At 60.7% G+C, this 26,429-nt stretch carries 23 protein-coding genes and 2 pseudogenes; 15 read left to right on the plus strand and 10 right to left on the minus strand.

Annotated elements, in window-relative coordinates; all coding sequences use genetic code 11:
• Window positions 1-75: 75 nt before the first annotated feature.
• From HUX88_RS02970 to HUX88_RS02980, 3 genes are all read left to right on the plus strand, one after another.
• Window positions 76-480: a hypothetical protein gene (locus HUX88_RS02970; RefSeq protein WP_176360751.1), complete on the plus strand. Its 405-nt coding sequence runs from the start codon at window positions 76-78 to the stop codon at window positions 478-480.
• A 382-nt stretch (window positions 481-862) separates the two neighbouring features.
• The gene (locus HUX88_RS02975) at window positions 863-1,828 is read left to right on the plus strand and encodes an ADP-ribosylglycohydrolase family protein (RefSeq protein ID WP_176360752.1); all 966 of its coding nucleotides are present in this window, start codon (window positions 863-865) and stop codon (window positions 1,826-1,828) included.
• Window positions 1,829-1,965: 137 nt separating this feature from the next.
• Complete coding sequence (locus HUX88_RS02980) at window positions 1,966-3,876, plus strand: right-handed parallel beta-helix repeat-containing protein (RefSeq protein ID WP_217916193.1); 1,911 nt, start codon at window positions 1,966-1,968, stop codon at window positions 3,874-3,876.
• Window positions 3,877-3,920: 44 nt separating this feature from the next.
• On the opposite strand, the pseudogene HUX88_RS32055 reads toward HUX88_RS02980, so the two are convergent.
• A pseudogene (locus HUX88_RS32055) lies at window positions 3,921-4,071 on the minus strand (transposase domain-containing protein); the annotation flags it as partial.
• A gap of 92 nt (window positions 4,072-4,163) precedes the next feature.
• On the opposite strand from HUX88_RS32055, the gene HUX88_RS02985 reads away from it, so the two are divergent.
• A complete protein-coding gene (locus HUX88_RS02985) occupies window positions 4,164-4,367 on the plus strand; it encodes a LysR substrate-binding domain-containing protein (RefSeq protein WP_176360754.1) in 204 nt (67 codons plus the stop codon).
• Between the two features lie 129 nt (window positions 4,368-4,496).
• Here HUX88_RS02985 and HUX88_RS02990 read toward each other — a convergent pair whose 3' ends face one another.
• The 3 genes from HUX88_RS02990 to HUX88_RS03000 form a co-directional block, all read right to left on the minus strand.
• On the minus strand, window positions 4,497-5,165 hold the full coding sequence (locus HUX88_RS02990) for an alpha/beta fold hydrolase (protein WP_176360755.1): 669 nt from the start codon (window positions 5,163-5,165) through the stop codon (window positions 4,497-4,499).
• Window positions 5,162-5,737, minus strand: a complete 576-nt coding sequence (locus tag HUX88_RS02995; RefSeq protein ID WP_176360756.1) for a putative glycolipid-binding domain-containing protein — start codon at window positions 5,735-5,737, stop codon at window positions 5,162-5,164. Before HUX88_RS02995 ends, HUX88_RS02990 begins: the two co-directional genes overlap by 4 nt.
• Window positions 5,738-5,826: 89 nt before the next feature.
• Window positions 5,827-6,921: a S41 family peptidase gene (locus HUX88_RS03000; protein WP_176360757.1), complete on the minus strand. Its 1,095-nt coding sequence runs from the start codon at window positions 6,919-6,921 to the stop codon at window positions 5,827-5,829.
• 186 nt (window positions 6,922-7,107) lie between these two features.
• Between HUX88_RS03000 and HUX88_RS03005 the strand changes: the two genes are divergently transcribed.
• Window positions 7,108-11,790 carry a DUF3320 domain-containing protein gene (locus HUX88_RS03005; protein WP_217916194.1) on the plus strand — a complete coding sequence of 1,561 codons (4,683 nt, stop codon included), beginning with the start codon at window positions 7,108-7,110 and terminating at the stop codon, window positions 11,788-11,790.
• A gap of 306 nt (window positions 11,791-12,096) precedes the next feature.
• On the opposite strand, the pseudogene HUX88_RS03010 reads toward HUX88_RS03005, so the two are convergent.
• The 4 genes and pseudogenes from HUX88_RS03010 to HUX88_RS03025 form a co-directional block, all read right to left on the minus strand.
• Window positions 12,097-12,387 (minus strand): annotated as a pseudogene (locus tag HUX88_RS03010) (alcohol dehydrogenase); the annotation flags it as partial.
• Between the two features lie 172 nt (window positions 12,388-12,559).
• Window positions 12,560-12,997, minus strand: a complete 438-nt coding sequence (locus HUX88_RS03015; protein ID WP_117011881.1) for a universal stress protein — start codon at window positions 12,995-12,997, stop codon at window positions 12,560-12,562.
• 75 nt (window positions 12,998-13,072) lie between these two features.
• On the minus strand, window positions 13,073-13,717 hold the full coding sequence (locus tag HUX88_RS03020) for an ATP-dependent Clp protease proteolytic subunit (RefSeq protein WP_176360758.1): 645 nt from the start codon (window positions 13,715-13,717) through the stop codon (window positions 13,073-13,075).
• Window positions 13,718-13,933: 216 nt separating this feature from the next.
• Window positions 13,934-14,860, minus strand: coding sequence for a LysR family transcriptional regulator (locus tag HUX88_RS03025; RefSeq protein ID WP_117011879.1), 927 nt, complete (start codon window positions 14,858-14,860; stop codon window positions 13,934-13,936).
• Window positions 14,861-14,968: 108 nt separating this feature from the next.
• Between HUX88_RS03025 and HUX88_RS03030 the strand changes: the two genes are divergently transcribed.
• Both HUX88_RS03030 and HUX88_RS03035 read left to right on the plus strand, forming a co-directional pair.
• Entirely contained in the window at window positions 14,969-15,967 is a 999-nt protein-coding gene (locus HUX88_RS03030) for an aldo/keto reductase (protein WP_176360759.1), read from the plus strand.
• 36 nt (window positions 15,968-16,003) lie between these two features.
• The gene (locus HUX88_RS03035) at window positions 16,004-16,657 is read left to right on the plus strand and encodes an energy transducer TonB (protein WP_176360760.1); all 654 of its coding nucleotides are present in this window, start codon (window positions 16,004-16,006) and stop codon (window positions 16,655-16,657) included.
• Here HUX88_RS03035 and HUX88_RS03040 read toward each other — a convergent pair whose 3' ends face one another.
• The gene (locus HUX88_RS03040) at window positions 16,658-16,984 is read right to left on the minus strand and encodes a DUF5329 domain-containing protein (protein ID WP_229219165.1); all 327 of its coding nucleotides are present in this window, start codon (window positions 16,982-16,984) and stop codon (window positions 16,658-16,660) included.
• Between the two features lie 48 nt (window positions 16,985-17,032).
• Window positions 17,033-17,221 (minus strand): hypothetical protein, encoded by a 189-nt coding sequence (locus HUX88_RS03045; RefSeq protein WP_117011873.1) that lies wholly within the window; start codon window positions 17,219-17,221, stop codon window positions 17,033-17,035.
• A gap of 134 nt (window positions 17,222-17,355) precedes the next feature.
• Here HUX88_RS03045 and msrA point away from each other — a divergent pair, with 134 nt between their 5' ends.
• The 8 genes from msrA (at window position 17,356) to HUX88_RS03085 (ending at window position 26,425) form a co-directional block, all read left to right on the plus strand.
• Entirely contained in the window at window positions 17,356-17,856 is a 501-nt protein-coding gene (gene msrA, locus HUX88_RS03050) for a peptide-methionine (S)-S-oxide reductase MsrA (protein WP_117011872.1), read from the plus strand.
• A 119-nt stretch (window positions 17,857-17,975) separates the two neighbouring features.
• Window positions 17,976-18,383, plus strand: a complete 408-nt coding sequence (locus tag HUX88_RS03055; RefSeq protein WP_117011871.1) for a DUF1842 domain-containing protein — start codon at window positions 17,976-17,978, stop codon at window positions 18,381-18,383.
• Window positions 18,384-18,680: 297 nt separating this feature from the next.
• Window positions 18,681-20,387 carry a glycosyl hydrolase family 18 protein gene (locus HUX88_RS03060; protein ID WP_176360762.1) on the plus strand — a complete coding sequence of 569 codons (1,707 nt, stop codon included), beginning with the start codon at window positions 18,681-18,683 and terminating at the stop codon, window positions 20,385-20,387.
• A 3-nt stretch (window positions 20,388-20,390) separates the two neighbouring features.
• Window positions 20,391-21,407 (plus strand): cupin-like domain-containing protein, encoded by a 1,017-nt coding sequence (locus HUX88_RS03065; protein WP_176360763.1) that lies wholly within the window; start codon window positions 20,391-20,393, stop codon window positions 21,405-21,407.
• Between the two features lie 16 nt (window positions 21,408-21,423).
• Complete coding sequence (locus HUX88_RS03070) at window positions 21,424-23,772, plus strand: chitinase C-terminal domain-containing protein (protein ID WP_217916195.1); 2,349 nt, start codon at window positions 21,424-21,426, stop codon at window positions 23,770-23,772.
• A 9-nt stretch (window positions 23,773-23,781) separates the two neighbouring features.
• A complete protein-coding gene (locus HUX88_RS03075; RefSeq protein ID WP_217916196.1) occupies window positions 23,782-25,203 on the plus strand; it encodes a glycoside hydrolase family 19 protein in 1,422 nt (473 codons plus the stop codon).
• 47 nt (window positions 25,204-25,250) lie between these two features.
• Window positions 25,251-25,985 carry a YoaK family protein gene (locus tag HUX88_RS03080; RefSeq protein WP_176360764.1) on the plus strand — a complete coding sequence of 245 codons (735 nt, stop codon included), beginning with the start codon at window positions 25,251-25,253 and terminating at the stop codon, window positions 25,983-25,985.
• 38 nt (window positions 25,986-26,023) lie between these two features.
• Window positions 26,024-26,425, plus strand: a complete 402-nt coding sequence (locus HUX88_RS03085; RefSeq protein ID WP_176360765.1) for a GFA family protein — start codon at window positions 26,024-26,026, stop codon at window positions 26,423-26,425.
• The last annotated feature ends 4 nt before the right edge of the window (window positions 26,426-26,429 follow it).

Here is a 26,429-nt window from a genome sequence, read left to right on the forward strand (position 1 = left end):
TGACAGCTGTTAGCCGGGTTCGGCCAGCAGCAGACGGAGCTAGGTGTCCCAAATGATTATTTTTCGGAGATTCGGATGTCATATGATTTGATGGTCTACCTGCAACGCAGTAGCATGCCTGCGCCCAGCTTATGGAAAAAAGCCATTTCCGATGCTGGCTTCGCTGTGGCTCTGGATGATGATTTTGATGTGTTTTCTTTCGTTGGATTTCTCCCTTGTTCAGTCGATGGAGAGCCAGCTGGATTCGAATATTACGTGGCACCGACTTCCTCGGAAGACTTCTCTGAACTTGCGCTGGCGCCAGAGTTCGATTTCTCGGTTCAATTCTGTATTGGCCCGCAGCCATTGGAATTGACGGCGGCCCTCGCCGCTTCCAGCGTGCTCGCATCGATGTCTGGCGGCGTTCTTGTTGACCCTCAAGAAGGCGATATTATTGCTGGGCGGGATGCCATAGAATGGGCAAACAGCCAAGTTCAGTAATTGGCTGTCCTCGGCCAGCAGCCGACATTGAATACCAACGTCGAGTATCTGTGGAGTTTCAAGAGATTTTAGAAGGCCCGTTGCTCAGCATCGAGTTGGACCAGAGCCTGACCTTCGCCGGGTTAAGTCTATGCACGGTCGAAGGTACGAATGCCAGGAGCGTACCAGAACACAGCAGTAAAAAGCATCAAGAAGTCTTAAAACCCGCTTCCTCTCTAGGAGAAACGGGTTTTTGGTTGTCCTCTTGGCCCCGAAGAGTGGTGGGCGCGAAAGATCGGCATGGACAATATCATCGCGGCATGGCGTGACAAATTGTGAGCTTCTCATAGTGGCAAGAATGTTATGCTGGTTCTGAACGTGCTCAGAAAACTGAAGGGACTCTATGCCGCAAGACAGATGGGAACGAATTCGCGGTGGCCTATATGGCTTGCTCATCGGAGACGCGCTCGGCGTACCTTATGAATTTTCATCTCCGGCAGATATCCCTGAACGACACCTCATCGAAATGTCCCCACCCAGCGGATTTGCGCGAGCACATCGTGCTGTTCCCGCGGGAACCTGGAGCGACGACGGCGCACAAGCGTTGGTGTTGTTGGACTCCTTGGTAACGTGTCCGTCGCTAGACCTCAAACAGTTCTCCGACGGATTGCTGTCCTGGTATCGCACGGGATTCATGACACCTGACGAGCATGTTTTCGACGTCGGCATCCAGACGATGCAAGCGCTCGACAACTATGCCCGAAACGGCGATCCCCTCACATGTAGCCCTTCCGATGAATGGAACAATGGAAACGGGTCCTTGATGCGTACCCTTCCATGCGCTTTTGTTGTGAGGCCGAGGTCAACGGATGTTATCGCTCTCGCCAGAAAACAAAGCATGCCGACTCATGCACATTTGCGATCGCAACTAGCCTGCGCACTTTACTCGCTCATGGCATGGCAGATGGTGGAGGGGAGAGCGCCCGTCGAAGCCTTGGATTACGCGCAGGATGCACTGGAGGAAGCGGTCCATCCGAGCGAACGGCTTGAGTTAAGCATTGTGCTGGACGGGCGCCTGGAGCCTTCCAAGGGTTCGGGATATGTGGTCGACAGCTTATGGTCTGCAATCCGCTGCGTTCTTGCCACTTCGGACTATCAGAACTGTCTCCGTAACGCCATTGCTCTTGGAAATGATACAGACACGACTGCCTGTATCGCTGGCGGCTTGGCCGGCATCCTCTATGGTGAGCGAGGAATTCCAGCGCGCTGGAAGGAGGCCTTGAACGGTCGAACAATCGTTGAAAATACACTCAATCGCTTGGCTATTTCCCTGTCAACTGCGGCTCCAAAGCCGCCCATCATAATTTGAGAGCGATGGCGCATAAGACAATCAAGTCCCTTACTTTGAGGATCTTCTTTGCTGTGCGGAGTCGATCGGTCAACGCAACACGTCGGTCAAATTAGCACAATGTGATAATATTGGCAATTAACTTAAAGGAAGACTTGATGAGTAGGATTGATGCGCTATCGTACAAAGTTTTCTTTGCAATATTATTTGCCACATCGCATGGAATGGCCCAAGCCAACACGATATATTACGTCGATAATAGTACGGGAAATGACACCAATAACGGGACTAGTCCGAGTACCGCTTGGAAGACGGTGGGCAAAGTCAGTAGCGCTACATTAAGCGCAGGTGATTCGGTGCTGTTCAATCGGGGCGGAGAATGGCGAGGCTCGTTGACCACCACGCCCGGCTCTGCCGCCGGCGGCAAGATTGTGTATGGCGCTTACGGTGCGGGTAACAAGCCTCGACTGCTGGGATCCATTGCATTGAACAATCCCGCTTATTGGGTAGAAACGTCCAGTGGCAGCCATTTGTGGGAGACCCAGGCGGTGTTGGTAGGCAGCGAGCAGTTGCTGCAAACCTATAGCACATATAGCGCCGCTTTCATGAGCGATCCCTCCACGCAAAAGCAATACGCTAGGCTCGACAAGGATTATTCCAACCACTCACCCAATACGAGCTATAGCATAAAGGTCGCGATGGACTTTGCTAGTAGCGCAAACAATGTTCAGATTTTCAAGACTATAAAACAAATTGTCGCTGGGCACTATTATAAGTTCTCTTTTAATGGGCGCGCTGATCAGCCAGTGACGTTGTCGGTTCCGACGATCATTAGCAGCAGCTATGCTAGCTATGCTACCCAAGTTGCACCGGCCTCCGCTGGCCCATCTCTTGGTACTGCCTGGGCATCATATGAGTTTTATTTCTACGCTAGCACGACTGCGACGGATGCGACCGTCCGTCTGTTCCTTGGAAATGTGCCGGCCGGTGTGAATTTGAATATCGACTCCTTCAGCGTGCTCGAATACGATGGCCTCTTCAAAAACGACGTGGGCAGTTTGATTTTTGATGATGGTGCGTCCATTGTGGGCTTCAAAAAACTGGACGCTGCGTCGCTCGCACAAAGTGGCGATTTTTGGTACGACGCCGCGAGGAGCAAAATTCGTTTGTTTTCGGTCCTGAACCCCGGCTCGGCATATTCGCAGCTCGAAGCGGCAGTGACTCAAAGTATTGTCAATGCCACTAGCGATGTGGAGTTACGTGATCTGGACCTGCGTTACGGTGGCGCGCACGGCGTGAGTTTCCCACGTGATACGTCACGCGTGCTCGTGGATGGGCTGAGCCTCTCTTATATCGGTGGTGGCATGCTTGATAAGACGACCCGTTACGGTAATGGCATACAGTTTTGGGAAACAACAAATGAAGCCGTAGTCAGCAATAACACTTTGTCTCAAATTTATGACTCCGGGCTTACTGCTCAAGGCAGAACTTCTGGGGTGGTGAACGGTATCACCTTCAGCAACAACTATATCTCCAAAGCCGAGCAGTGTTATGAGCTGTGGTCGAGTAGCGCCAATGGCGTAACCTCCACCATGACAAATGTGACTTTCACGCGGAACACCTGCGTGGACTCGGGCTCTGGTTGGAGCCACGCGCAACGCCCGATCCTGGTGGGTTACGATGTGATGCTGTACGTGAATACTGGCACGACTTCGAACGTTAAAATTACCGATAACATTTTTTACAACGCGATCAATGGCGTTGTATACCTAGATCTGCCTTGGAACGGGTACCAGGCCATCGACTTTGCTGGGAATTGCTATTTTCCTAAGCAGAGTACCGATGCGAACCTGGGAAAACTGTTACAACTGGACGTCACCTCAGGGAACACCGGGCCTGCCACGCCGGTGTCAACCAAGAGCGTGGCCGTCTTTAACTCTGCATTTGCCAGTAACACCTCGGCTTCTACGTTCGGCGATCCGGCGATGATTTCATCGGGCAGCCTGCTCGTACCGAATCCAGTTGGTGGGTGTTCGGGCAAGGGATATGTACCGCCGTTCGGTAGCTGATCAGTAAGTGCCCAAAGTTTCTTCTCAAGTCTAAATAACAACCTCCGTGGCGTGAGCTGATGCATCAGGGGGCGGGTGCTGGCCAACACGCTGCAGCACGTCCACGAAGTAATCGTACGGCTTAATGTTGGGCAGGCGGCAGGGAGGCAGCAGGCTTTGCACAATGCCGATGTGCTTGGCGCTATTGCCTATTTCGACCGCCTCGCGTACCCCGGTTCTCATAACCTCAACTACTCGAACCGCTTGGTGCGGAACCGCATACAGGGCGGTGTGGCAGGGGCGACGGCATGGGCGTCGCCTACCTGCAGGACTTCGTCGTGGAAGACGCTATGAACCACCAATCGCTGCTGACGGCGCTGGAGGAATACAACGTCGTCGAAGGCAATTTCTGGATGCTGTGGCCCTCCAACCGCTACGTGCCGCCCAAGCTGCGCGTGTGGATCGACCACCTCTCCGGGACCTTGGGAAAGCGCGGCGGGATGGCGACATAAGCCGGGAGTTTTTGTCCGTTGAGTCAGGGCCGTCAGGCCTGGTAGGTACGTCTTCGTATGGTTCGAGGAATGCCGATGCCGCGAGTACCGCATTCAACTCGTCGAGAGAGGCCATCATTTGACTTGTTTTCATGTAGTGAGTTCTTGAACGAAATCCAGGAAGTCCCCCGGCGCCTCATCGATGATGCCATGCCCGGTTGGCAACGACTTCACTATCCAGCCCGGATCAAGCTTCAAGCGCTCGTAGGTCGAGGTGAAGGGTGTGTGATCCCATCCGCTCGCATAGATGAACATCTTTTTGGGAATCTCTTTCCATCGACCGCTGAGATGTATCGCCTGACGAAACGCCGCAAGTTGGTGGGGAACGCGCCTCGGATCGGGGCCGGGTGGCGGAGTCACGCTAAAGCCATCCGCCGCCGATCCATCTATCGCAAGCTTGCGGAAATAGTCCCCGGCCAGCGTCCACCAGGCATCGCCATCCTCCGGGACAAATGCGTCCACATACACCAGTGCAGCGATCCTGTCTGGCAACCTGTCCGCGACGCCGGTGATGACCATCCCGGCATAACTGTGACCGCAAAGAATAACGTCGCCAAGATTTTCGAAGGTGAGAACGTTCGCTACATCCATGATGTGCGTGTCCAGGTTCGGACGGGCGTGCGCGAGATGGACGCGTTCACCGAGGCCGGTCAACGTGGGTGTGTAGACGTCATGCCCGAGACCGCGCAGTGTTCGCGCTACTGACGCATAGGTCCAGCCGCCACGCCAGCCACCATGGATCAGAACAAGAGTACTCATCGAAGATCTCCCTGCACCCTGCAGAACATGGGCGGATAGTCGAGCACAAGCCCGTGCGGATCCACGTTCAGTTCGGCGAAAAACCCGCCGGGAATTCCGTCGTACCGGTAACGCGAACCGGTAACGAGGCAAGTATAGCGTTGTCGTTCGCGATGGGGCACGAACTGTGCTGTGACTTCGCTTGGCAAAGGAATGTAGGCGACCTCGATCTCCGCGCTCGCCTGCGCCACCAGTTTCAACCGCCTGATCGGCAGGGTGTTGGTTGCCGGCGTTACGCCAATGTCGATGTCCAGGCAACCGTCAAGAGAGGAAAGCGGCTCGCCGCTGAGCCGGTCCCACCAACGCCCTTGACCGTCGGCTTCCACCTCCAGGCAAGGTCCGCCCAAATACGCGACACGAACCTGTCGCGTGTGAAAGTGCGCGTCGGTACGGACCAGATAATGGGCGCCGTAGTGTCCTTCTCGAGTGCCGATGAGCACTCCTTCGAGGGTGAACCCTTCAGCGGTTTCGGAAAAAAGGCACCGTTCCAGTCCTTCGCCGTTCCAGTCGCGCCAGTGAACAATGGCAGGCATTCGGCACCTCGCTTCCGCGCTCAATTGACCGATTCGATCGTAGCGTGTTGCGCCGCTATGAGAAAGACAATTCTTCCTCAGCACAGATCTTACAAAGCCGCTTCCAACTCGACGAGCTTCTTTTCAAGGATTTTGCGTTCTTCTGGATTTTTAATTTCCGGCATAACCTGACGCAGGGCCAGCGCGTTTGCTTTGGCAAGGGCCTTGTCCGCTGCGACGGCGACATCCGGCTTGACTCCGGTACCTTCCCAATTGCCTTTGGTGACCAGGTTGATCGAACGCCCGACCGGGATCACGGCGACCATGTTCGGCTCGATAGGGAACGGCCGGATCGGATGCGCGCCGCCGCCGCTGGTTTCACCAACCACAGTGATGCGCTTGATGGCCTGGAGGTTGTACGTGAAATCTTCGGCTGCGGAGAAGGTTTTGCCGCTGGTTAGCACGTAGACGGGCTTATCCGCACCAAAGCGCTGTCCCGGAACGGATGGGTCGCTCCAGAAAGAATCGGTTTCATTGTCAGCCCTGAAGTAGATGTCCGACAGATGGATCTTCTTATCGCCGAGCAGGTAGCTTGCCACGAATGCCACCATGCGCGGGTCGCCGCCGCCGTTTTCGCGCAGGTCGATGATCATCGCGTTGCCATTGGCTGCGAAGTTCATGGCTGCCGTAGCGGCTGCCTTGGCGTAAGTCGCTTCAAAGAATCCGTTCAACTTGAGGTACATAATATTGCCCGGTAGGCGCTCCACCTTTTCAAATCCGAAATTCACGTAGTTCCCGAAGGTCACGCTCTTCTTATCTCCGGCAGGCATGGCTTGCGTGGCCGAGGAGCGAGGCATATCGGGCTTTGCGCTTGGGGCGTAGCGGATGCGCAGGTGTTTGTCTGGATTGGAGGCTTGGATATGGGCCGTCAGCAATTCTGCGAATTCCGCGTCCGTCGCAACCTTTTCGTAGTCGCCCTTGCGCAAATGGTCGCGGATGGCGGCGGCCATCTTGTTGCCGACGTCGGCATAGACGTAGTTGGCGGCGAGGCGTTGGGCCAGGAGTTCGACGGCTGCGGCCTTGTCCGCCTTGGTCAACGGCTTGGCCTGTTGCGCCGTTGCTGCGGGCCGCTGTTCTTGTGCGCCTGCGTTGGTGAGGGTGATGGCGCAGAGGGCCATGATTGCTGCGGGAAGAAATTTACGCATTGTTGAGTTTGTCTCCGTAAAAAAGCGAATAATTCATAAGGACTTATGTATTTGGATACTAAGTCAACATTTTCAAATTTGCAAACCATTTCAATTGGCGATACTTCAACGTTGTCATGACGGTACCGCCATCAGAGTACACTGGCGGCTGTCAGCTGGATTTTGAGCCAGGAAAGGAGTGATGCGGTGAGCGATGAAAACAATGAGGTGCCGGCAGAGCAGTCGCTCCGAACAGGCTTGGTACGTTTGTTTAACGAGACGCGCAAGCGTCTTGTCGAGACCGGCACGCGCAACCGGCTGGTTCATGTCAATCGGACCAACGGGCGGGGCAATGTCATCAACGTCGTCAACGAGCGTTCCGATGAGGTGTACGCCATCCTCTCACACCACAAGGCCATGCGCTTCCTTGCCATCGGCCGCGATCAGGACGATGACGGCACATCCGTTCGCCTTGCGGACGCGGGCGAATTGGCTTTCGATCCAAGCCGCTACACCGACGCCTACCTTGAGACGCGGTTGGGACCGGACGCGCTGCAAAAACGGCTCTTGAAGATCGCACGTGAGGCGCAAACAGCGGAGGAGGAATCCGGGGTCAACATCCTGTACCTGGCGCTTGGTTTCCTGACCTGGTTCGAGGACAAGTCTTCCAGCGTCGCCCGCGAAGCACCGCTGATTCTTCTGCCGGTTGAGCTGACTCGTAACCAGCGCACATCGACTTATGATGTGCGAATTCGAGATGACGAGCTGGTGACCAATTTACCGCTGCAGCAACGGTTGAAGGATGATTTCGGCATTCAGTTGCCCGAGATTCAGTCTGACGAACAGTGGATACCTTCTGTCTATTTCGAACAAGTCCAGGAGGTCATCCGTGGCCTGAGGGATTGGCGCATTGAACCCGACGCAATTCAGCTCGGCTTTTTCTCGTTCTCCAAGCTGCTGATGTATCGCGATCTCGCGCTTGAAGCGTGGCCGGAGGGCGCGATAGCGGATCATGGCCTCACGCGCGGCTTGCTGTTTGAAGGCTTCGAGCCGGCGCCTTCGATCTTCGACGCCAACGGCAAGCTCGATGACATGCTGCCGCCCGAAAAGCTACTGCACGTGGTCGATGCCGATGCCTCGCAGGCTCGTGTGATTGAAGAGGTCAGGTCGGGGCGCAACCTGGTTGTTCAGGGGCCTCCCGGAACGGGGAAATCCCAAACGATCACGAACATCATCGCTGCGGCCGTCAAGGACGGGAAGCGTGTGCTTTTCCTGGCCGAGAAGATGGCGGCGCTCTCCGTTGTTCATGATCGCCTGGTTCGCGTAGGGCTGCGGGATGTTTGCCTTGAGCTTCATTCCAGGAATGCGAATAAAAGCACCGTCCTGGCGGAACTGGCGCGAACCCTCGGGGCTGCGGCTGCCGTTCCTTCGGTCCCTGATGCGCCGACGGAGCTGACTGCGGCGCGCGATAAGCTCAATCAATTCACGGAGGCGCTGCATCGGCCCATCGGAAATACCGGTGCCACACCTTTTTCAGTGCTCAGTGTACAGACGCGTTACATCGGTTCAGGCGCGCCGGCGCCAAGCATCGACAGCGCCGGCCTGTCCACGATGACGGAGGACGAGGAGCGGCGTCTGCTCGACACCGTAAGGCAGTACGGAGACTTGCTGAAGAAGGAGACCGCCAGCGAGAAGCATCCGTTTGAGGGAACGCGGAATCTCGACCTGCAGCCCGTTGACCTGAAACGTCTGGAGACTTTGCTGTTAGAAGCTTGTGAGGCGTTGTCGGCATTGATCCTCGCGATTAACGATGCCGTCGCTCAGCTGCAGGTCAATGTTCCGATTGCCTTGTCCTCGGTCGCTGCGCTTGATGACGTGCTTGCCCGGTTGGAGGGGATGCCTGCTGGAGCGGTCGAGATATCGAAGGCTTTCTTGTCCGCCGCAGACATCGCGCGAATAAAGCAGACATTGACGGAGGGAGCTGCCTGGCGATCTGAGCGAGATGCGGCCGAAGCCACCTTTGTCGAGCCGGCATTTTCCGTGTCGACGATAACGCTGCGCGGTGCGCTGGCCGCCGGGGTGAATTCGTTCTTTGCGCGCTGGGGTGGCGCCTACCGCCGCGCATCGCGCGAGCTCGCGGGCCTTTTGCGAGGGGCTTTGCCAAAGTCCGCCAAGGACCGACTCGAACTCCTGGATCGACTGGGAAGTATCGAGGCGAGCAAATCGCGATGGGCGCGCGACTCGGAGTATTGCGCTCATGTCTTGCAAGGAGAATGGCGTGGTGAACTCACGGAGTTTCACCGGCTGTTGGCAATTACCGCGTGGTGCGAACGTCTTGATGGTGCGCCGCTGCGCTGCGATCCCAATGCGCTGCTATCGATGGCCTCTCATGCCGACTCCGTCGCGGCATTGCGGAAGGCTTTGCGTGATCGCGAACCAGCCGCGCGCCGCAAACTGAGCGGCGTCGTTGGCCTGCTGGATCTTGATTCGCGCTGGACCGATTTGGATGCGGTCGCCGAACGATTCGGGAAAATGGCCAGCTCGATCGACCGCTATTCAGGATGGAGCAATTTGACGCGCCTTCACAACCGTATCGAGGAAGCCGGCGTGCCTGAGCTGGCAAGGCGGATGCAGTCCGGCGAGCTCGATAGCGGCAGGGCGGCCACAGAGCTTCGATATGCGCGAGCCGAACGGCTTTGGCACATCGCCCGTGATTCGATTCCCGTGTTGCGCGACATGGCGCTGGAGAACAAGCACGAACTGGTTGCGTCGTTTGCGGCGCTTGAGCGGCAGCGCCTGTCTGAAAACGTCACCAGCGTACTGGCCGGGCATTTGGCCCAGGTGCCGCAGGGTGCGCTGGGAGAGATGAAGGTGGTGCGAGGGGAGATAGCGAAGAAGCGCGGGCATATCGCGCTTCGAAAATTATTCCAGAACGCTGGTACTGCGGTGCAGAGAATTAAACCAGTGCTGCTGATGAGCCCTATTTCGGTCGCGCAGTTCATTCCACCGGGTGCATTGGAATTCGATTTACTCGTTATCGACGAGGCGTCGCAAGTCCGCCCCGAGGATGCCCTCGGCGCCATCGCGCGCGCGACCCAGATCGTGGTTGTCGGCGACCAAAAGCAATTGCCGCCTTCGTCCTTCTTTGATCGGCTGCTGGCCGATGAGTCCGACGAAGAGCCGGAAGATGAAGACGATGGCTTGCTGGGCAATGCCGCGAAGCTCGGCATGATGGAGAGCATCCTCAGCCTGTGCGAAGCACGGGGCCTCAGTTCACGCATGCTGCGCTGGCATTACCGCTCGCGGGATCCATCATTGATATCGGTGTCGAATCACGAGTTCTATGAGGATGGCCTCATCTTGCCACCATCGCCGTTGCAGGAGGATCCGGCATACGGCCTGTGTTTCACGCGCGTCGACGGCGTCTACGACAAGGGCGGCAAGCGGGATAATCGCAAGGAGGGCGCTGCGATTGTGGAGCGGGTTGCCGAGCATGCTCGCCTGCATCCGAGCCTGTCGCTGGGCATCGTCACGTTTTCTTCGGCGCAGAAGAGCTTGATTACGGAGCTGTTGGAATCCGCGCGCCGCAGCGATCCGACCTTGGATGCATTTTTGCGGGAAGGGCAGCCGGAAGACGTCTTCGTCAAGAACATTGAAAACGTGCAGGGCGATGAGCGGGATGTCATTCTGGTCAGTGTTTGCTACGGCCCTAGCGTGGCCGGCGGCCGGCTCGCCAGCATGACGTTCGGGCCGGTCAACCTGGAGGGCGGAGAGCGACGGCTTAACGTATTGTTCACCAGGGCGCGCGTACGCTGCGAGGTTTTCGCCTCCTTCGATCCGGGCGACGTCGACCCAAGTCGAACGGTCCGGCAAGGCACCCGTATCCTGAAGCGCTTCCTGGAGTTTGCGAACAGTGGGGGCGTGAGCGATGCGGAACCAACCAGGCTGCAAGCGGATACGCCCTGCGAGGAGGATGTGGCCGATGCGATTCGAAGTCTTGGCTATCTGGTCGATACGCGGGTGGGTTCGGCCGGCTTCCGTATCGATATGGGTGTCCGCCATCCGGACCGTCCAGGAACCTATATCGCGGCGGTCGAGTGCGACGGCGCGACTTATCACGGCGCGTTGTGGGCGCGCGAGCGGGATCGTCTGCGGCGGGATGTGCTGGAACATCTGGGTTGGCGTTTTCATCGGATATGGAGCACTGACTGGTTCTATCACCGCAGTGCGGAGATCGAGCGCTTGCGCGTTGCCCTCGACGATGCGCGGACTTCGGCCGAGGCTGGTGTAAAAATCGAAGGAGCCAATCGCGCGCGGCCGATGCCGGCTGTGGATCCGCAGATGGAAGTTCCTTTGTCATTTGATGTTCCGCGAGTCGAACCGCGACAGATGCCTGCCTATCGGCGCGCGCATTTTCCGGTTACTGGAGGCCAGGAGCCGCATGAGGTGGCTGTCACCGTGCTGGCGGATCTGGTTAAGTGCATAGTCGATGTCGAAGGGCCGATTCACATCGAGGAGATGGCTCGGCGCCTGGCGACCTGTTTTGGGAAGGAAAAAGCGGGGACGCGCATCGTTACAAAAACTCGCGAAGCGCTAAGCCACGCGCAATCGAATGGGCACGATTTGCTTTCCGACGGAACGTTTTGGTTCACGCGCCAGCAGTCGGAGGTGCCGCCGGTCAGGGATCGGTCGGCGGAGAGTGGGGCGACGATAAAGCCGCTAAGCATATCCATGCTGGAGGTCTCCGCGGCCCTGAAGATGGCGCGCAATGACAATGCGGGCGGCGCCGAGAGCGATCTGATTCGGACGGCCGCCAGGTTGCTTGGTTTCCGTCGAGTGGGGCCGGACTTGCACGAACGGCTCGCAGCGGGCCTGGAACAGCAGAATTGAGATGAGAAGGCCCGGTGACGCCATGCGGAGCAGTACGACTCCTGTCGCGCTGACCGCGCTCAACGAAATCGGCGCAATTTCCGCCTACGACCATGACATCGCGTTGACGCGCGATGGATACGTGTGCGCGTGGGGCGTTAACTCGTATGGCGCCGCCCGTCCCGACAGCACGCAAAGAATTGTCCCCGCTCCGGCCCCGGTCATGCTGGATGATGGCAAGACGCCGTTGAAGCTCTTGGGAAGTCGGAATGCGGATGGCAAAGAAAAGTCGATGATCTGCGGGGCGAGCAATAGCGCGGACAAGGATCAGGGCACCAGCACGGCAGCGCCATCCAGATCGCCGGCGCGCAACGCGGCCAGTGCGGCGTTGGCCTGCGCCAGCGGGAACGCCGTCGTGTGGGTTTGCAGCAGGTATTGGTCTGCCAGCTGGAAGAAGGCCTCCCCATCGGCTCGTGTGAGGTTGGCTACGGACCGCAGCGTCCGCTCTCCCCACAGCAGCGCGTAGGGAAACGCCGGCACTTCGCTCATGTGGATGCCGGCGCAAACCACGCTGCCGCCGGCGCGGACCGCCGCCAGCGCACGCGGCACCAGTTCGCCGTCGGCGATATGCAGGTCGGTACGGCATACGCCGCAAGCCGCCACGCGCAACAGCAGTTGTTGCGGCGTGGGCGTGGGTATCGCTATTTGCGCGGCACGCAGCGCTTGTCCCGGCCGCTCCAGCAGCATGGCCAGCATCCGCCCGTCCGGGCCATGCGTGCCGCTCATGATGTCAGCGGAACACCAGCACCGGTATCTGGCTGTGGGTCAGCACTTTCTGCGTTTCGCTGCCCAGCAACATCCCTTTGACGCCGCGCCGGCCATGCGAGGCCATGCAGATCAGGTCGCAGCCGTGCAGGCGCGCGGTTTCGATGATCTGTTCGTACGGCTGGTCGTCGGTGCAGATGACCGTCTTGCATTGCACGCCCATTTCACGCGCAGCCTTTTCGATGTCCTCGAGATAGCGCTGCGCATGCGCCTGGCTGTCGCGCAGATATTCGTCGCGGGTGGCTTCCAGCATGTCGGCGTGCGCCGTCAGGACGTGGAAGGGCGCGATCACGTGCACGGCGGTGACCGTGGCGCCGCTCTCCTTGGCGAAGGCGATGGTCTTCTGGATGATGGCGGAGGAAATGGCCGAGCCGTCGGTCGGCAGTAAGATGTGCTTGAACATGATCTTCTTTCCGTTGCGTGAGCGAGTGGGTGGCTGGTTACACTGTACTGCGGATCAAATAAATTGGACGTACGACTAACGCTTTGTGCCGCCGGCAATGGCGACTTTGGGTTTGCGCGGCGCGGCCTGCTTGTCCTGCTCGCGCTGCAGGCGCGCCATGCGGCGCCGGATTTCATCGGAGTCCATCCACAGGTCGGAACCTTTCAGGATGTTCTTGATTTCGCTGGCGGCCAGGAAGGGCTGGCAGGTGCGCGACATGAATTTCTCGAACCAGTTGCTGAGTGCCAGCGATTCGGCCTGCTGCTCGTTGCCCTTGCCGGTGAAGACGCCGGAATAGATGTGGAACAGCAGCTGGCAGTTGTCGTGCACCACCAGTTCGTCGCCGGCCAGGAAGATGAACGCGCCCATCGAGTAGGCGCGCGCTTCCAGCACGGTGACCACGTGCGCGTTCGATGCCTGCATGTTGTTGATGATCTGCAGCCCGGTGTCGAAGTCGCCGCCGGAGGTGTTCAGATGCAGGAACACCAGGTCGTTCTCGCTGGCGGTACGCAAGGTGTGGAACAGATCGGTGTAGTAGCTCGCCTGTACAATGCTGCCCGACAGGTAGTAGGAAATCTGCCGCAGCTGCGTATGGTATTCGTAGCGCATCAGGCCTTGAAACGGTTCCGGTCCGGCGTCATCCGCTTCCTGCTCGTGTTCCGTGAAGACAGCTTTCTTCATCGTGCGGCTCCTGCGGCGGTCGGTCTTTTCGTCACGGAGCGCAGCGCCGAGACCATGGACAGCCATAGGGCGCGCGGGCGGGTTTGCGTGCGATAACGTTGAATCACGGGCATGATGGTTCCTTGGTGAGTTAGCGGTGCGTCGGCCGTGACGGCCTGCCTGATTCACAAGGTAGTGCATCACCTCAACAGAAGCATCAGCGGCGCTTGACTCAAATCAAAAAACCAAGAAATTGTTTGTGGCGGCTTCCTCGTCCTGCCGTTCCTTGATGCACCAGTCGACAAAGCCGCGCAACGCCGCCGACATGTGCTTGCGGCTCGGGTAGTACAGGTGGAAGCCGGGCATGGCCGGGCACCACTCCTCGAACAGGCGCACCAGCTTGCCCTGCCGGATGTGCTCCAGCGCGTAGGACTCATGCACGAAGGCGATGCCGACGCCGTCGCGTGCCGCCTCCACCATCATGGCGTCGTCATCCAGCACCAGCGGGCCGTCGACGCCGACCGTCATGCCCTGGCCGTCGCGTTCGAATTCCCATGCGTAGATCACGCCGCTGGGGAAGCGGCGGCCGATGCAGGGCAGTCCGCGCAGGTCGGGCGGGCTGACAGGGCGGCCGTGCACATCGAGAAAATCGGGCGCGGCCACCACCGCGAAGCGCTGCGCCGCGCCGATGGGGATGGCGATCATGTCCAGCGCCAGGCTCTCGCCGAAGCGCACGCCGGCGTCGTAGCCCTCCGCCACGATGTCGACCAGCTGATCGTCGGTGACGACTTCGATCTTGACGCCCGGGTGCATCTTCAGGAAGCCGCTCAGTATCGGCGCCAGCAGCAGGCGGGCGGCGGGGCGCGGCACGTTCAGCCGGAGCGTGCCCTGGATGGTGTCGCGGAAACCGTTGATTTCATCGAGCGCCTGGTCCAGGTCCTCGATCACGCTCTTCACCCGCGCGTACAGGTGCTTGCCCGCCTCGGTGGGCTCCACGCTGCGCGTGGTGCGGTTCAACAGGCGTATGCCCAGCCGCGTCTCCAGCGCGCGCATGGCGTGGCTCAGCGATGAGGCGGTGACGTTGCGTTCCTCGGCCGCCTTGCGGAAGCTGCGGTGGCGCGCGACGGCGACAAAGATTTCCAATTCGTTGAGGTCATGTCGCATAGGGGCTATTGCTGAATTCCGTTCAGTGGTTCAAGTGGTTTCCTGGTGATTGTATAGAGGATAGAGCAAACGTATCATTTTCACCATTGATCACAGAAGGAGCAGGGAATGAAACAGCGAAAATTAGGTAGCGGCGGCTTGCAGGTTTCGGCCGTTGGCCTCGGTTGCATGGGTATGAGTTTCGCCTACGGCGGCGGCGACAGTGCGGAGTCCATCCGCACCATGCACCGGGCCGTCGATCTGGGTGTGACCTTCTTCGATACGGCCGAGGTGTACGGGCCTTACGTCAACGAGGAGCTGGTCGGCAAGGCGGTCAGGAGCGTGCGGGACAAGGTGCAAATCGCCACCAAGTTTGGCTTCCGCATCCTGCCGCACGGCGAGGGCTTGCAGCGCATGGCGGGCGTCGACAGCCGGCCGGAGCATATCCGGGAAGCGGTGACGGGTTCGCTGCAACGGCTCGGCATCGAGACCATCGACCTGCTGTACCAGCACCGTCCCGATCCGTCCGTGCCGGTGGAGGAGGTGGTGGGCGTGATGGCGGAGCTGGTGCGCGAGGGGAAGGTGCGCCACCTGGGCCTGTCGGAAGTGTCGGCCGCGACGGTGCGGCGGGCGCACGCGGTGCATCCGATCGCCGCCGTGCAGAGCGAGTATTCGCTGTGGAGCCGCGATCCGGAACGGCAGGTGCTGCCGGTGTGCCGCGAGCTGGGCATAGGCTTCGTGCCATACAGCCCGCTGGGCCGGGGCTTCCTGACCGGCGCGCTGACGTCGGCCGAAGGCTTGGCGCAGGATGATTTCCGCCGCACGCTGCCGCGTTTCCAGGAAGCGGCCATGCGCGGCAACCTGGCCCTGATCCACCAGTTGCGGCGGCTGGCGGACGGCCACGGCGTCACGCTGGCGCAGCTGGCGCTGGCCTGGCTGCTGCATCAGGGTGAGGACATCGTGCCCATCCCCGGCGCGCGCCAGCTCGGCCATCTGGAGGAGAACTGCGGCGCGGCGGAGATCGTACTGGGCGCCGCCGACCTGGCCGACATCGCCGCCCTCTTCGACGAGGGCAACGTGCAGGGCGCGCGCTACGCCCAGGGCGATTTTGATTTGCTGGAGAATTGAACCTGTGGGCTGACCGGCGTCTGATATCATCGCCCGATGAACAAGAAACTGCTCTCCGTTGCCGCCGTCGCCGGCCTGCTGGGTGTGCTCAACCTGATGAGCCACGCCGAGCAGCGCGGCCAGGCGCCGTTCAAATCGCTGGTGAGTCCGCTCAGCTGCGCGCAGCCGCAGTGGCCGGACGAGGCGCGGCGCTATGAAATCGAAGGCGTGACGACGATACGTTTCCAGATCGGCGAGGACGGCAAGGTGGTGCACCCGGAAGTGTCCCAGGGCAGCGGCTGGAAGATCCTCGACGATGCCGCCATCAGCGGCATCTCCCGCTGCGTGTTCCAGCCTCACCTGGACGAAGCCAAAAGCGGTGCTTCCTTCCCAATGCAATTTGCCTGGCAGTTCAGCGACGGCCCGGCCGTCCGGCCCAAGCTGGTGGCCGACAGCTGCCAGCCATCGGACCGCTTCGCCGGCTTCAAGGAATTCGACCGCCGGCCGAGCGGCGGCGACGGCATCCTGCTGCGCTTCCTGGTCAACAGCGACGGTGCGCCGATCCGCGTGATCGCCGAACCCAGTGGGCAGGCGCCGGACGTGGTGGCGCAGGCTGCCGGCTATCTGCAGAGCTGCCGTTTCGCGATCGATCCGCAACTGCCGGGCCAGCACACGGACACGGCTTTTGGCCGCGTGCTGCTCAAGCCCTAGCTATTTGCCGGAACGCAGTGCTTGCAGTTCGCTTTTGAGCCAGACGCCGCTGGCGACGGCCGGCTGGGTGCCGCATCGCACCTGATAATTTTTTCCCGAGCTGCTGCTGGAGCTGGCCGCCAGGTCGATGAATTGTTCGGTGCTCTCGACCTGTTTTTTCTCGATCAGATAGTCGAGCTTGCGCGTCAGATGGGTCTTGGCGTCGACCGGGGTGTACCAGCTGCCGTTGCGGTTGAACTGGCAGCCCGAGCTGGCCAGCCGGTTGAGCAAGGCGTTGATTTCCGTGCGCGAGGCCGGTGACAGTTCGGCCGCCATGCCCGAAGTCATGGCCAGCATTAAAATGGGCAGGGTTAAATATTTGATTTTCATGGGCCTTCAGCGCAGGTCTTCGGCGCGGCGCTTGTCCGGTTCCGACAGCACGCGGGCAATCACGGGCAAGGGCACGCCCGCATCTTCGAGGAAAGTGGCGGCGGCTTCGCGGCCGGCGGTTTCAAGCAGGGCCAGGCCCGCGTTGACGGCGATGGCTTTGACGCGATCTGGACGCGAACGGCGTTCTATTTGCATGGGTGACTCCGGTTGTTGGTCAACAGCAGCATTTGAGCTTATCACAAAAGCAATTGAAAGATCCTTCTTTTGGCCGGCTTGAAGAACCGGGGAACGTCGCTAAATTGTACAGAGATACTCACCAAGGATGGAATATGACGACAACTGAAAAAGCGATATTGGCCGGCGGATGCTTCTGGGGCGTGCAGGATCTGCTGCGCAGGTACCCCGGCGTGCTGGCGACGCGGGTCGGCTACACCGGCGGCGATGTGGCGAACGCCACGTACCGCAACCACGGCACCCATGCCGAGGGACTGGAAATCATCTTCGACCCGGCCGTCATCAGCTATCGCAAGATCCTGGAATTCTTCTTCCAGATCCACGATCCGACCACCCGCAACCGGCAAGGCAACGACATGGGGACGAGTTATCGCTCCGCAATTTACTATGTCGACGAGCAACAGAAGGCGATCGCCGAGGATACCATCGCCGACGTCAACGCATCCGGTCTGTGGCCGGGAAAAGTCGTCACCGAAGTGGCGCCTGCCGGCCCGTTCTGGGAGGCGGAACCGGAGCACCAGGACTATCTGGAGCGCGTTCCCAACGGCTACACCTGCCATTTCATCCGTCCGGACTGGCAGTTGCCCAAGCGTTGATGCTGGAAACATCTTCAATCTAATCAAGCACTTGTCGGCCGGAAGGTATTCGGAAGGCAAGTTTCCGGTTGCGCCGCTACAGTTGACTCATGTTTCATCTTCATTCGTCAGGAAGCACCATGAGTCAATTATTTACAGCAGTGTATGAGATCACCAGCGCCACCGAAGGCAATCCGACGTTGCGCTTGAACCTGGTCGTCAATGCCTTGAACGACAGCGTGATGGGCCACGCCCGCGTGGAGTTCAGTAACGGCGAAAGCGCCGGGATTTCCATCCGCGGCCATCACACGGAAATCGACAGCGGCCAGCCTTTGCGGGCCGTGGTGCTGGCCGGATTGCCGTCGATTTTCCCGTCGGTGGAGGAGGAGCCGAGCGCCTTCCAGCTGCTGATGGTGTTGCCTACCGCATCCAAGGACGGTCAGGTTTGCTACAAGATGAGCTTTGGCGATGCGAGGCAACCGCGCATCGTCGAAGTCCGCGACGGCATCGCGCGGGCCATGCTGCCGGAGCTCGCCGGCGCCGAGTAGCCGGCCGTACCACTTGCCGGACGCGCAAAATTGGTACTCGCCATTTAACACCATGTTCAATTTGAGACATTCGAAAGTTGGGGGCAAGCCGCGCCGGTTTGCCTGCTGAATTTGGTTGGTGAGCACTTACATACTCTTTCAACTCCCACATCTAATCTTTCCGCAATAACTCTTCCTTGGTTGAAACTGGTATTCGAATGGTTGTAACAAAATAAAACCACTTGACTACCACTTTTTTAGACTCCATCCTGAAAAAATAATAAAAGCAGAGAGTCACCCACCCAAGGAGGAGAGAGCATGGAACGTGCAGTCAAGGGTAATGCGGCCGTACTCGGCCTGATCGCCAGTATGTTGGCGGCTTGCGGCGGGGGCAGCGACAGCCCCGCCACCACCGCACCACAAAAATTGCTGGCCGGCGTGCAAACCGCCGACGCCACCGCCGATTGTCCGGCGTGGTCGTCCAGCGCCATCTACACGGTCGGCATGTGCGTGACCTACAACGGCTCGACGTACAAGGCCAAATGGTGGACGCAAAATAACGTGCCGGGCACCGAGGAGTGGGGACCATGGGCGCTGCAGTCCGTGACGCCGACACCTACGCCAACGCCAACGCCGACACCAACGCCAACGCCGACGCCGACGCCGACACCGACACCGACTACCGACACGACACCGACTCCAACACCGACGCCGACGCCGACACCGGTCGGCGGCCGCGAGATCGGCTCCTACTTCGCGCAGTGGGGCGTGTATGGACGCGGCTACGAGGTGGCCGACATCCACACCACCAAGACCCCGGTCAACGGCGTACAGACCAGCATCGCCGACCAGCTCACCTTCATCAACTACGCCTTCGGCAACACCTACGCCAAGAACGGCGGCTACGAATGCGACATGGTCACCAGCGCCGAAGTGGGCAACGACACGCCAACCTCGCCGGCGGCCGGCACCGGCGGCGACGCCTACGCCGACTATCAACGCCAGCCGGCGCGCACCGTCGATGGCAAGACCGTCGCCTGGGACGCTCCGCTGACCGGCAACTTCCTGCAACTGAAGCTGCTCAAGGCCGCGCATCCCAACCTGAAGGTGTTCATCTCGCTGGGCGGCTGGACCTGGTCGAAGAACTTCTCGGCCGCAGCCAAGACCGACGCGCTGCGTAAGCAGCTGGCCAAGTCCTGCGTGAAGATGTTCATCGCCGGCGACCTGCCGGTGCAGGATGGGCGCGGCGGCCCAGGCTCCGCCAAGGGCGTCTTCGACGGCATCGACATCGACTGGGAATATCCGGGCGGCGGCGGCCAGCCGTACAACACCGTCGACGCGGTCAATGACAAGCATAACTTCACGCTGCTGATGGCCGAGTTCCGCGCGCAGCTGGACGCGCAAGGCGCCATCGACGGCAAGCGTTATGCGCTCACGGCCGCCATCGGCGCCGGCAGCGAGAAGATCGCCCAGACGGAACCCAACCTGTACGCGCAGTACATGGACTGGGTCAACCTGATGAGCTACGACTTCCACGGCGCATGGGAAAGCACCACCAACTTCCATGCGCCGCTGTACCACGATCCCGCCGATCCGGCCACCGGCGTCCTCGCCAAGTACAACACCAACGACGCCGTGACGGCGCTGGTGGCAGCCGGTATGCCGCGCAATAAGATCCTGCTCGGCGTGCCGTTCTACGGACGCGGATGGAAAGGCGTGGCCGCCGGCCCGAACGCCAACGGCCTGTATCAAACCACCACTGGCGGCGCGGCGGGCACCTATGAAACCGGCATCGACGACTACAAGGTCCTGGTCAACAAGGCCGGCACGCGCTGGTACCATCCGCAGACCAAGCAGCTGTTCCTGTACACCGGCACCGGCGAATGGTGGAGCTACGACGACCCGACCGTGATCGCGACCAAGATGCAGTACATGCGCGACCAGAGCCTGCGCGGCGCTTTCTCGTGGGAGCTGGACGGTGACGCCAGCGGCGCCCTGACCAGTGCCGTCTGGAAGGGACGCTAAGCCATGAAGCGCCATGCCGTTGTCCAAACCATCGGCGTCAGCGATGCATGGCGCAGCTGGATCGCCGAGAACCTGATCCTCGGCAGCCGGCCGGATACGCTGGCCGGCATCCTGATCCAGTCCGGCATCGGCGCGCGCGATGCGCACGCGGAGATCGCCGCCGCGCTGCACAGCCCTTACCTGAAGGGCGTATCGCGTTTGCACAACCGGCTGGCCAAGCGCGACTGGGTGATCGGCATCCAGTCGCAATTGAACCGGCTGGCGCCTGTTGAACTTCCGCGACGGGCGCGCCTGTCCGGCGCGGAGTTCCTGGACCAGCACTATCGCCGCAATCTGCCGGTGATCATCACCGGCATGCTGGACGACTGCGCCGCGCGCGGCAAATGGACGCTGGATTATCTGGGCGCGCAGCTGGGCGATCGCATGGTGGAGGTGCAGTTCGGCCGCAGCGCCGATCCGGATTATGAGATGAACAGCCAGTCGCACAAGCGCCGCATGCGCTTCGGCGAGTACGTGGCGCTGGTGCGCGACAGCGGCCATACCAACGACTTCTACATGACCGCCAATAACGACGGGCAGAATCGCGAGTCGTTGCAGGAGCTGATGGCGGATGTGCCGCCGCTGCCGGAGTATCTGAATCCGGAAGGGCGGGGCTTCTTCTGGTTTGGACCGGCCGGCACGATCACGCCGTTTCATCACGACCTGACCAACAACTTCATGATCCAGATCGCGGGGCGCAAGCGCGTGCGGCTGATCGCTCCTTGCGATACGCCCAAGCTGTACAACCAGCGCCACTGTTTCACTCCGGTCGATGGACGCGACATCGACCTGCGGCGTTTTCCGATGATGGCAGACGTGCCGGTCATCGACTGCGTGCTGGAACCAGGCGAAATCCTGTTCCTGCCCGTCGGTTGGTGGCACTTCGTCGAAGCGCTGGATATCACCATCACCATCTCCGCTACCCACTTCAGGTGGGACAACGATTTCTACAGCCGTTACCCGAACAATCACGATTTCTAAAATACGGGAATACAAAATGAGACACAACCTTTTGATGCTGGCGCTGATCGGCAGCGCTGTTGCCGCCTGTGGCGGCGGTTCCGACCCACAAAGCGCCACGCCCGCGCCCAAGCTGATGGCCGGCATACAGACTGCCGCCGCCGATTGCCCGGTGTGGTCGTCCAGCGCGGTCTACACGGTCGGCATGTGCGTGACTTACAACGGCTCTACCTACAAGGCCAAGTGGTGGACGCAAAATAATGTGCCGGGCACCGAGGAGTGGGGGCCGTGGGCGCTGCAGTCCGTGACGCCGACTCCGACGCCAACGCCGACGCCAACGCCAACGCCAACGCCGACGCCAACTCCGACACCGACACCGACACCGACACCGACACCGACACCAACTCCGACGCCGGTCGCGTGCCGCCCGGACGGCCTGACCTCGCCGGTGCCGAACGTGAACTACTGCGGCGTGTACGACGCCAACGGCCGCGAGAAGCTGGCCAATGGCCTGAACCGCCGCATCGTCGGTTACTTCACCAGCTGGCGTACGGGCGCGAACAACACGCCGTCCTACCTGGTCAACAACATCCCTTGGGATAAAATCACCCACGTGAACTACGCCTTCGCCTCGGTGGACGCCAACGCCAAAGTCCAACTGGGCAGCGGCGCCAACAACCCCGACACCGGCATGACCTGGCCCACCATCCCCGCCGCAGCGATGGACCCGTCGCTGCCATACAAAGGCCACTTCAACCTGCTGGCGCAATACAAGAAGCGCTACCCCGGCGTGAAGGTGATGTTGTCGGTAGGCGGCTGGGCGGGCAGCGGCGGTTACTACACCGCCACCACCAACGCCGACGGCTCGCTCAACAGCGCCGGCATCAACACGCTGGCCGATTCGATGGTGGCCGTGCTGCGCCAGTACACCTTCTTCGACGGCATCGACATCGACTACGAACACCCGACCACCAACAACGAAGCCGGCAACCCACTGGACTTCAGCCTCTCCAAGCCGCGCCTTGCGGGCCTGATGAAGAGCTACAACGTGCTGCTGAAAACCGTGCGCCAGAAGCTCGACACCGCGGCCGTCACCGACAACAAGTACTACATGCTGACCATCGCCGGTTCCGCGTCCGGCTGGATATTGCGCGGCGAGGAAAACCTCTCCGGCCTGCAGTACCTTGATTACGCCAGCCTGATGTCCTACGACCTGCACGGCGGCTGGAACCAGTACGTCGGCCCCAACGCCGCGCTGTTCGACGACGGCAACGACGCCGAACTCAAAGCCGGCAACGCCTACTCCTACGGCGGCATCGGCTACCTGAACGTCGACTGGGCCTACCGCTACTATCGCGGCGCATTGCAGGCCGGCCGCATCAACATCGGCGTGCCGTACTACACGCGCGGCTGGAAGGACGTCACTGGCGGCAGCAGCGGCCTGTGGGGAACCACGCCGCTGGTGAGCGACACCGTCACCTGCGCCGGCGTCAAAACCTGCGGCACCGGCGCGGTCGGCATCGACAACGTCTGGTACGACCTCGATGCCAACGGCAAGCCGGTCCCCGGCGGCGGCAATCCGCTGTGGCACGCGCTCAACCTGCAGAACGCCATCGTGCCGGACTACCTCGATGCCTACGGCGTGACGGAGAAGACCATCACCGGAACGTACACCGCCAACTACAGCGCCACGATGGCCGCGCCGTGGTTGTGGAACGCCACGCGCAAGGTCTTCATCTCCACCGAGACGGCGCAATCGATGGCGGCCAAGACCCAGTACGTGATCGACAACGCCATCGGCGGCATCATGATCTGGGAACTGGCCGGCGACTACGCCTGGGACGCCAGCAAAAACGGCGGCAAGGGCGAGTACTTCATGGGCTACACGCTGACCACCAACATCTACAACGCCTTCAAGGCCGCCAGCCCTTACGGCGCTACGCGGGCGGAATCGGCGATGCCGGCCACCAGCGCGAAGGTCGGCATATCGCTGGGCGGCTGGGCGCTCGGCGACAGCAACTACCCGATCAACCCCGTGATGACGGTGACGAACAACACCACCGTCACCATCCCGGGCGGCTCGGTGGTGGAATTCGACTATCCGGTATCGGCGCCCGCCAACATGAGCGATCAATCGGGCTATGGCCTGGTGGTGACCAAGGCCGGCTACACGGGGCCGAACAACATCGGCGGCTTCAAGGCCAACTTCAACCACGCAAAGTTCACCATCCCTTCGTGGCAGTCGCTGGCGCCGGGGGCCTCGGTGTCGCTGACGCTGAACTACTCGCTGCCGATCTCGGGGCCTTCCGCCTACGTGGTCACGGTCAACGGCGTGCGCTATGCCTTGAGCGACGAATATCCCGGCCTGCCGGTCGCACTGAAATAGGGAGAAGCGATGAAACCAGTTCACAGCATCGCTGTGCTGAGCGCCTTGCTGCTGGCCGCCTGCGGCGGCGGCGGCAGCGGCGGCCAGTCCGACAGCAGCGCTCCGCGCGTACTCTCCGGCGGCATCAGCACGGCCGCCGCCACCGCCTGCCCGGCATGGACCGCCACGGCGGTCTACACCGCCGGCATGTGCGCGATCTATCAAAGCAAGCAGTACGAGGCCCAATGGTGGGTGCAGGGCACCGCGCCCAATCCGGCCGATACGTGGGGGCCGTGGAAGTACATCGGCGACGCCACCGATCCGACGCCGCCCGACCCGGGCACGCCGCAACCGGGTGGCGTGCCGACCAAGGCGCAAGCCGAGGCGCGCGAGGCGCAGCTGACGGACAACGATTTCTTCCGCACGGTGAAGGCGTCGATCCGCACGCTGGACAACGCGGCGGTGGAAGCCGTATCGTCCGGCGCTGCGGCCAATCCGGCCAACGTCAAGCGGGTGGAGCGTTTGCTCACGTCGGCCAAGTGGGACTACTACTTCGGCATCCGTGAGCCCAGCTACACTTACGGCCGATTCCTGCAGGCGGTGGCGAAGTTCCCGGCGGTCTGCGGCGACTACACCGACGGCCGCGACGCGGACGCCATCTGCCGCCATTCGCTGGCGACGATGTTCGCCCACTTCGCGCAGGAGACGGGCGATCACAACGCCAGCCTGCCGCTGCCGCAATGGCGGCAGGGCCTGAAGTACCTGCGCGAGATGGGCTGCGACGAAACCGGCACCAACTGCGGCTACAACGTCGAGTGCTCGGACCCGGTGTTCAACACCGTCTGGACCTGCGGTAAAAACGCCGACGGCAGTTTCAAGAAGTACTACGGGCGAGGCGCCAAGCAGCTCTCGTACAACTACAACTACGGACCGTTCTCGCAGGTGATGTACAACGGCGACCAGTCGGTGCTGCTGAAGAATCCCGACCAGGTGGCGTCGACCTGGCTCAATCTCGCCTCGGCGACGTTCTTCTTCGTCTACCCGCAGCCGCCCAAGCCGTCGATGCTGCATGTGCTGGACGGGACCTGGGTGCCGAATGCGGCGGACAAGGCGGCCGGCGCGGGCAACAACTTCGCCACCACCATCATGATCATCAACGCCGAATGCGGCACCGGCACCGAGAAGGCGGCGGCGCAGAACCGCATCGACTACTACAAGCAGTTCGCGGCGGACCTGGGCTGGAACATCGGCAGCGAGCAGCTGTCCTGCGCGACGATGCAGCGCTTCAGCGGTTCCAGCTCGGCGGCCTACAACATCTACTGGGAGAAGAACTGGAGCAGCGGCGGCGACTACCAATGCCAGTTGGTCAATTATCAAACGCCGTACAGCGCTCTAATCCCTGGAAACTACACCAAATGCGTGGAGAAGAACTGGGGAGTAACGCTGAAGTGATGTGATGGCATACAATGGACGGGCCGACAGCAACAAGGAGGCCTTCCATGCCTATGCACTACCTGCGAGCGATGACAAGCCCGCAACGCACCGATATCAGCAACCGCCGCCTTGGCCGTTCGCTGGCCTTTGTGGCCGGCGCGGTCAACGCCGGCGGCTTTTTCGCGGTGGGACAATATACCTCCCACATGACCGGCGTCGTCTCGTCGGTGGCGGACAACGCCGCGCTGGGCGAGGTGCACCTGGTGCTGGCGGGCGTGGCGTCGCTGCTGTCGTTCCTGCTGGGCGCGGCCACGTCGGCGATCCTGATCAACTGGGGCCGGCGGCGCGGCGCGCACAGCCTGTACGCGCTGCCGCTGATCGTGGAGGCGGCGCTGCTGCTGTGTTTCGGCCTGATGGGCGCGCGGCTGGACGCATCCGGCCAGGTGTCCGCCATCGTGGCCTTGCTGTGCTTTGTGATGGGACTGCAGAACGCCATCGTCACCAAGGTGTCGCGCTCCGAGATCCGCACCACCCACGTCACCGGCCTGGTGACCGACATCGGCATCGAACTGGGTAAACTGTTTTACTGGAACGACAACGCCATGGCCGACCGCGTGCTGGCCGACCGGGGCAAGCTGCGGTTATTGAGCTCCCTGCTGGCGATGTTCCTGCTCGGCGGCCTGGCCGGCGCCTTCGGCTTCAAATACCTGGGCTACATCGTCACGGTGCCGCTGGCGGTGGGCTTGCTCTCGCTGGCCATCATTCCCGTGTTCGACGACCTGCTGCAGGCGAAGAGTTAAGAATCAGTCTATACTTTGCCGCAAGGAGAACCCACCGGATGATGAGGACTTACCAAGGCAGCTGCCATTGCGGCGCGGTGCGCTTCGAGGCGGATGTCGACCTGGCGCACGGCACGCTGCGCTGCAATTGCTCGTTCTGCCTGAAGATACGCTGCTGGGCCGTGATGGCCAGGCCCGAGGCCTTCCGCCTGCTGGCCGGCGAGGGCGAGATGAATGTCTACCAGTTCGGCGCCAAGAACGAGCATCACTACTTCTGCAAGCACTGCGGCGTGCGTCCATACGGCATCGGCAACTCGCCGCGCTACGGCGTGTTCTATGGCGTGAACGTCGCCAGCCTCGATGGTGTCGGTGACGAGGACCTCGCCAACGCGCCCATCACCTATGTCGACGGCCGCGCCGACAACTGGATATTGCCACCCACCGAAACCCGCTATCTTTGAATCC

The sequence above is a fragment of the Duganella sp. BJB1802 genome, from assembly GCF_013369445.1.
Taxonomy (GTDB): domain Bacteria; phylum Pseudomonadota; class Gammaproteobacteria; order Burkholderiales; family Burkholderiaceae_D; genus Rugamonas; species Rugamonas vulcania_A.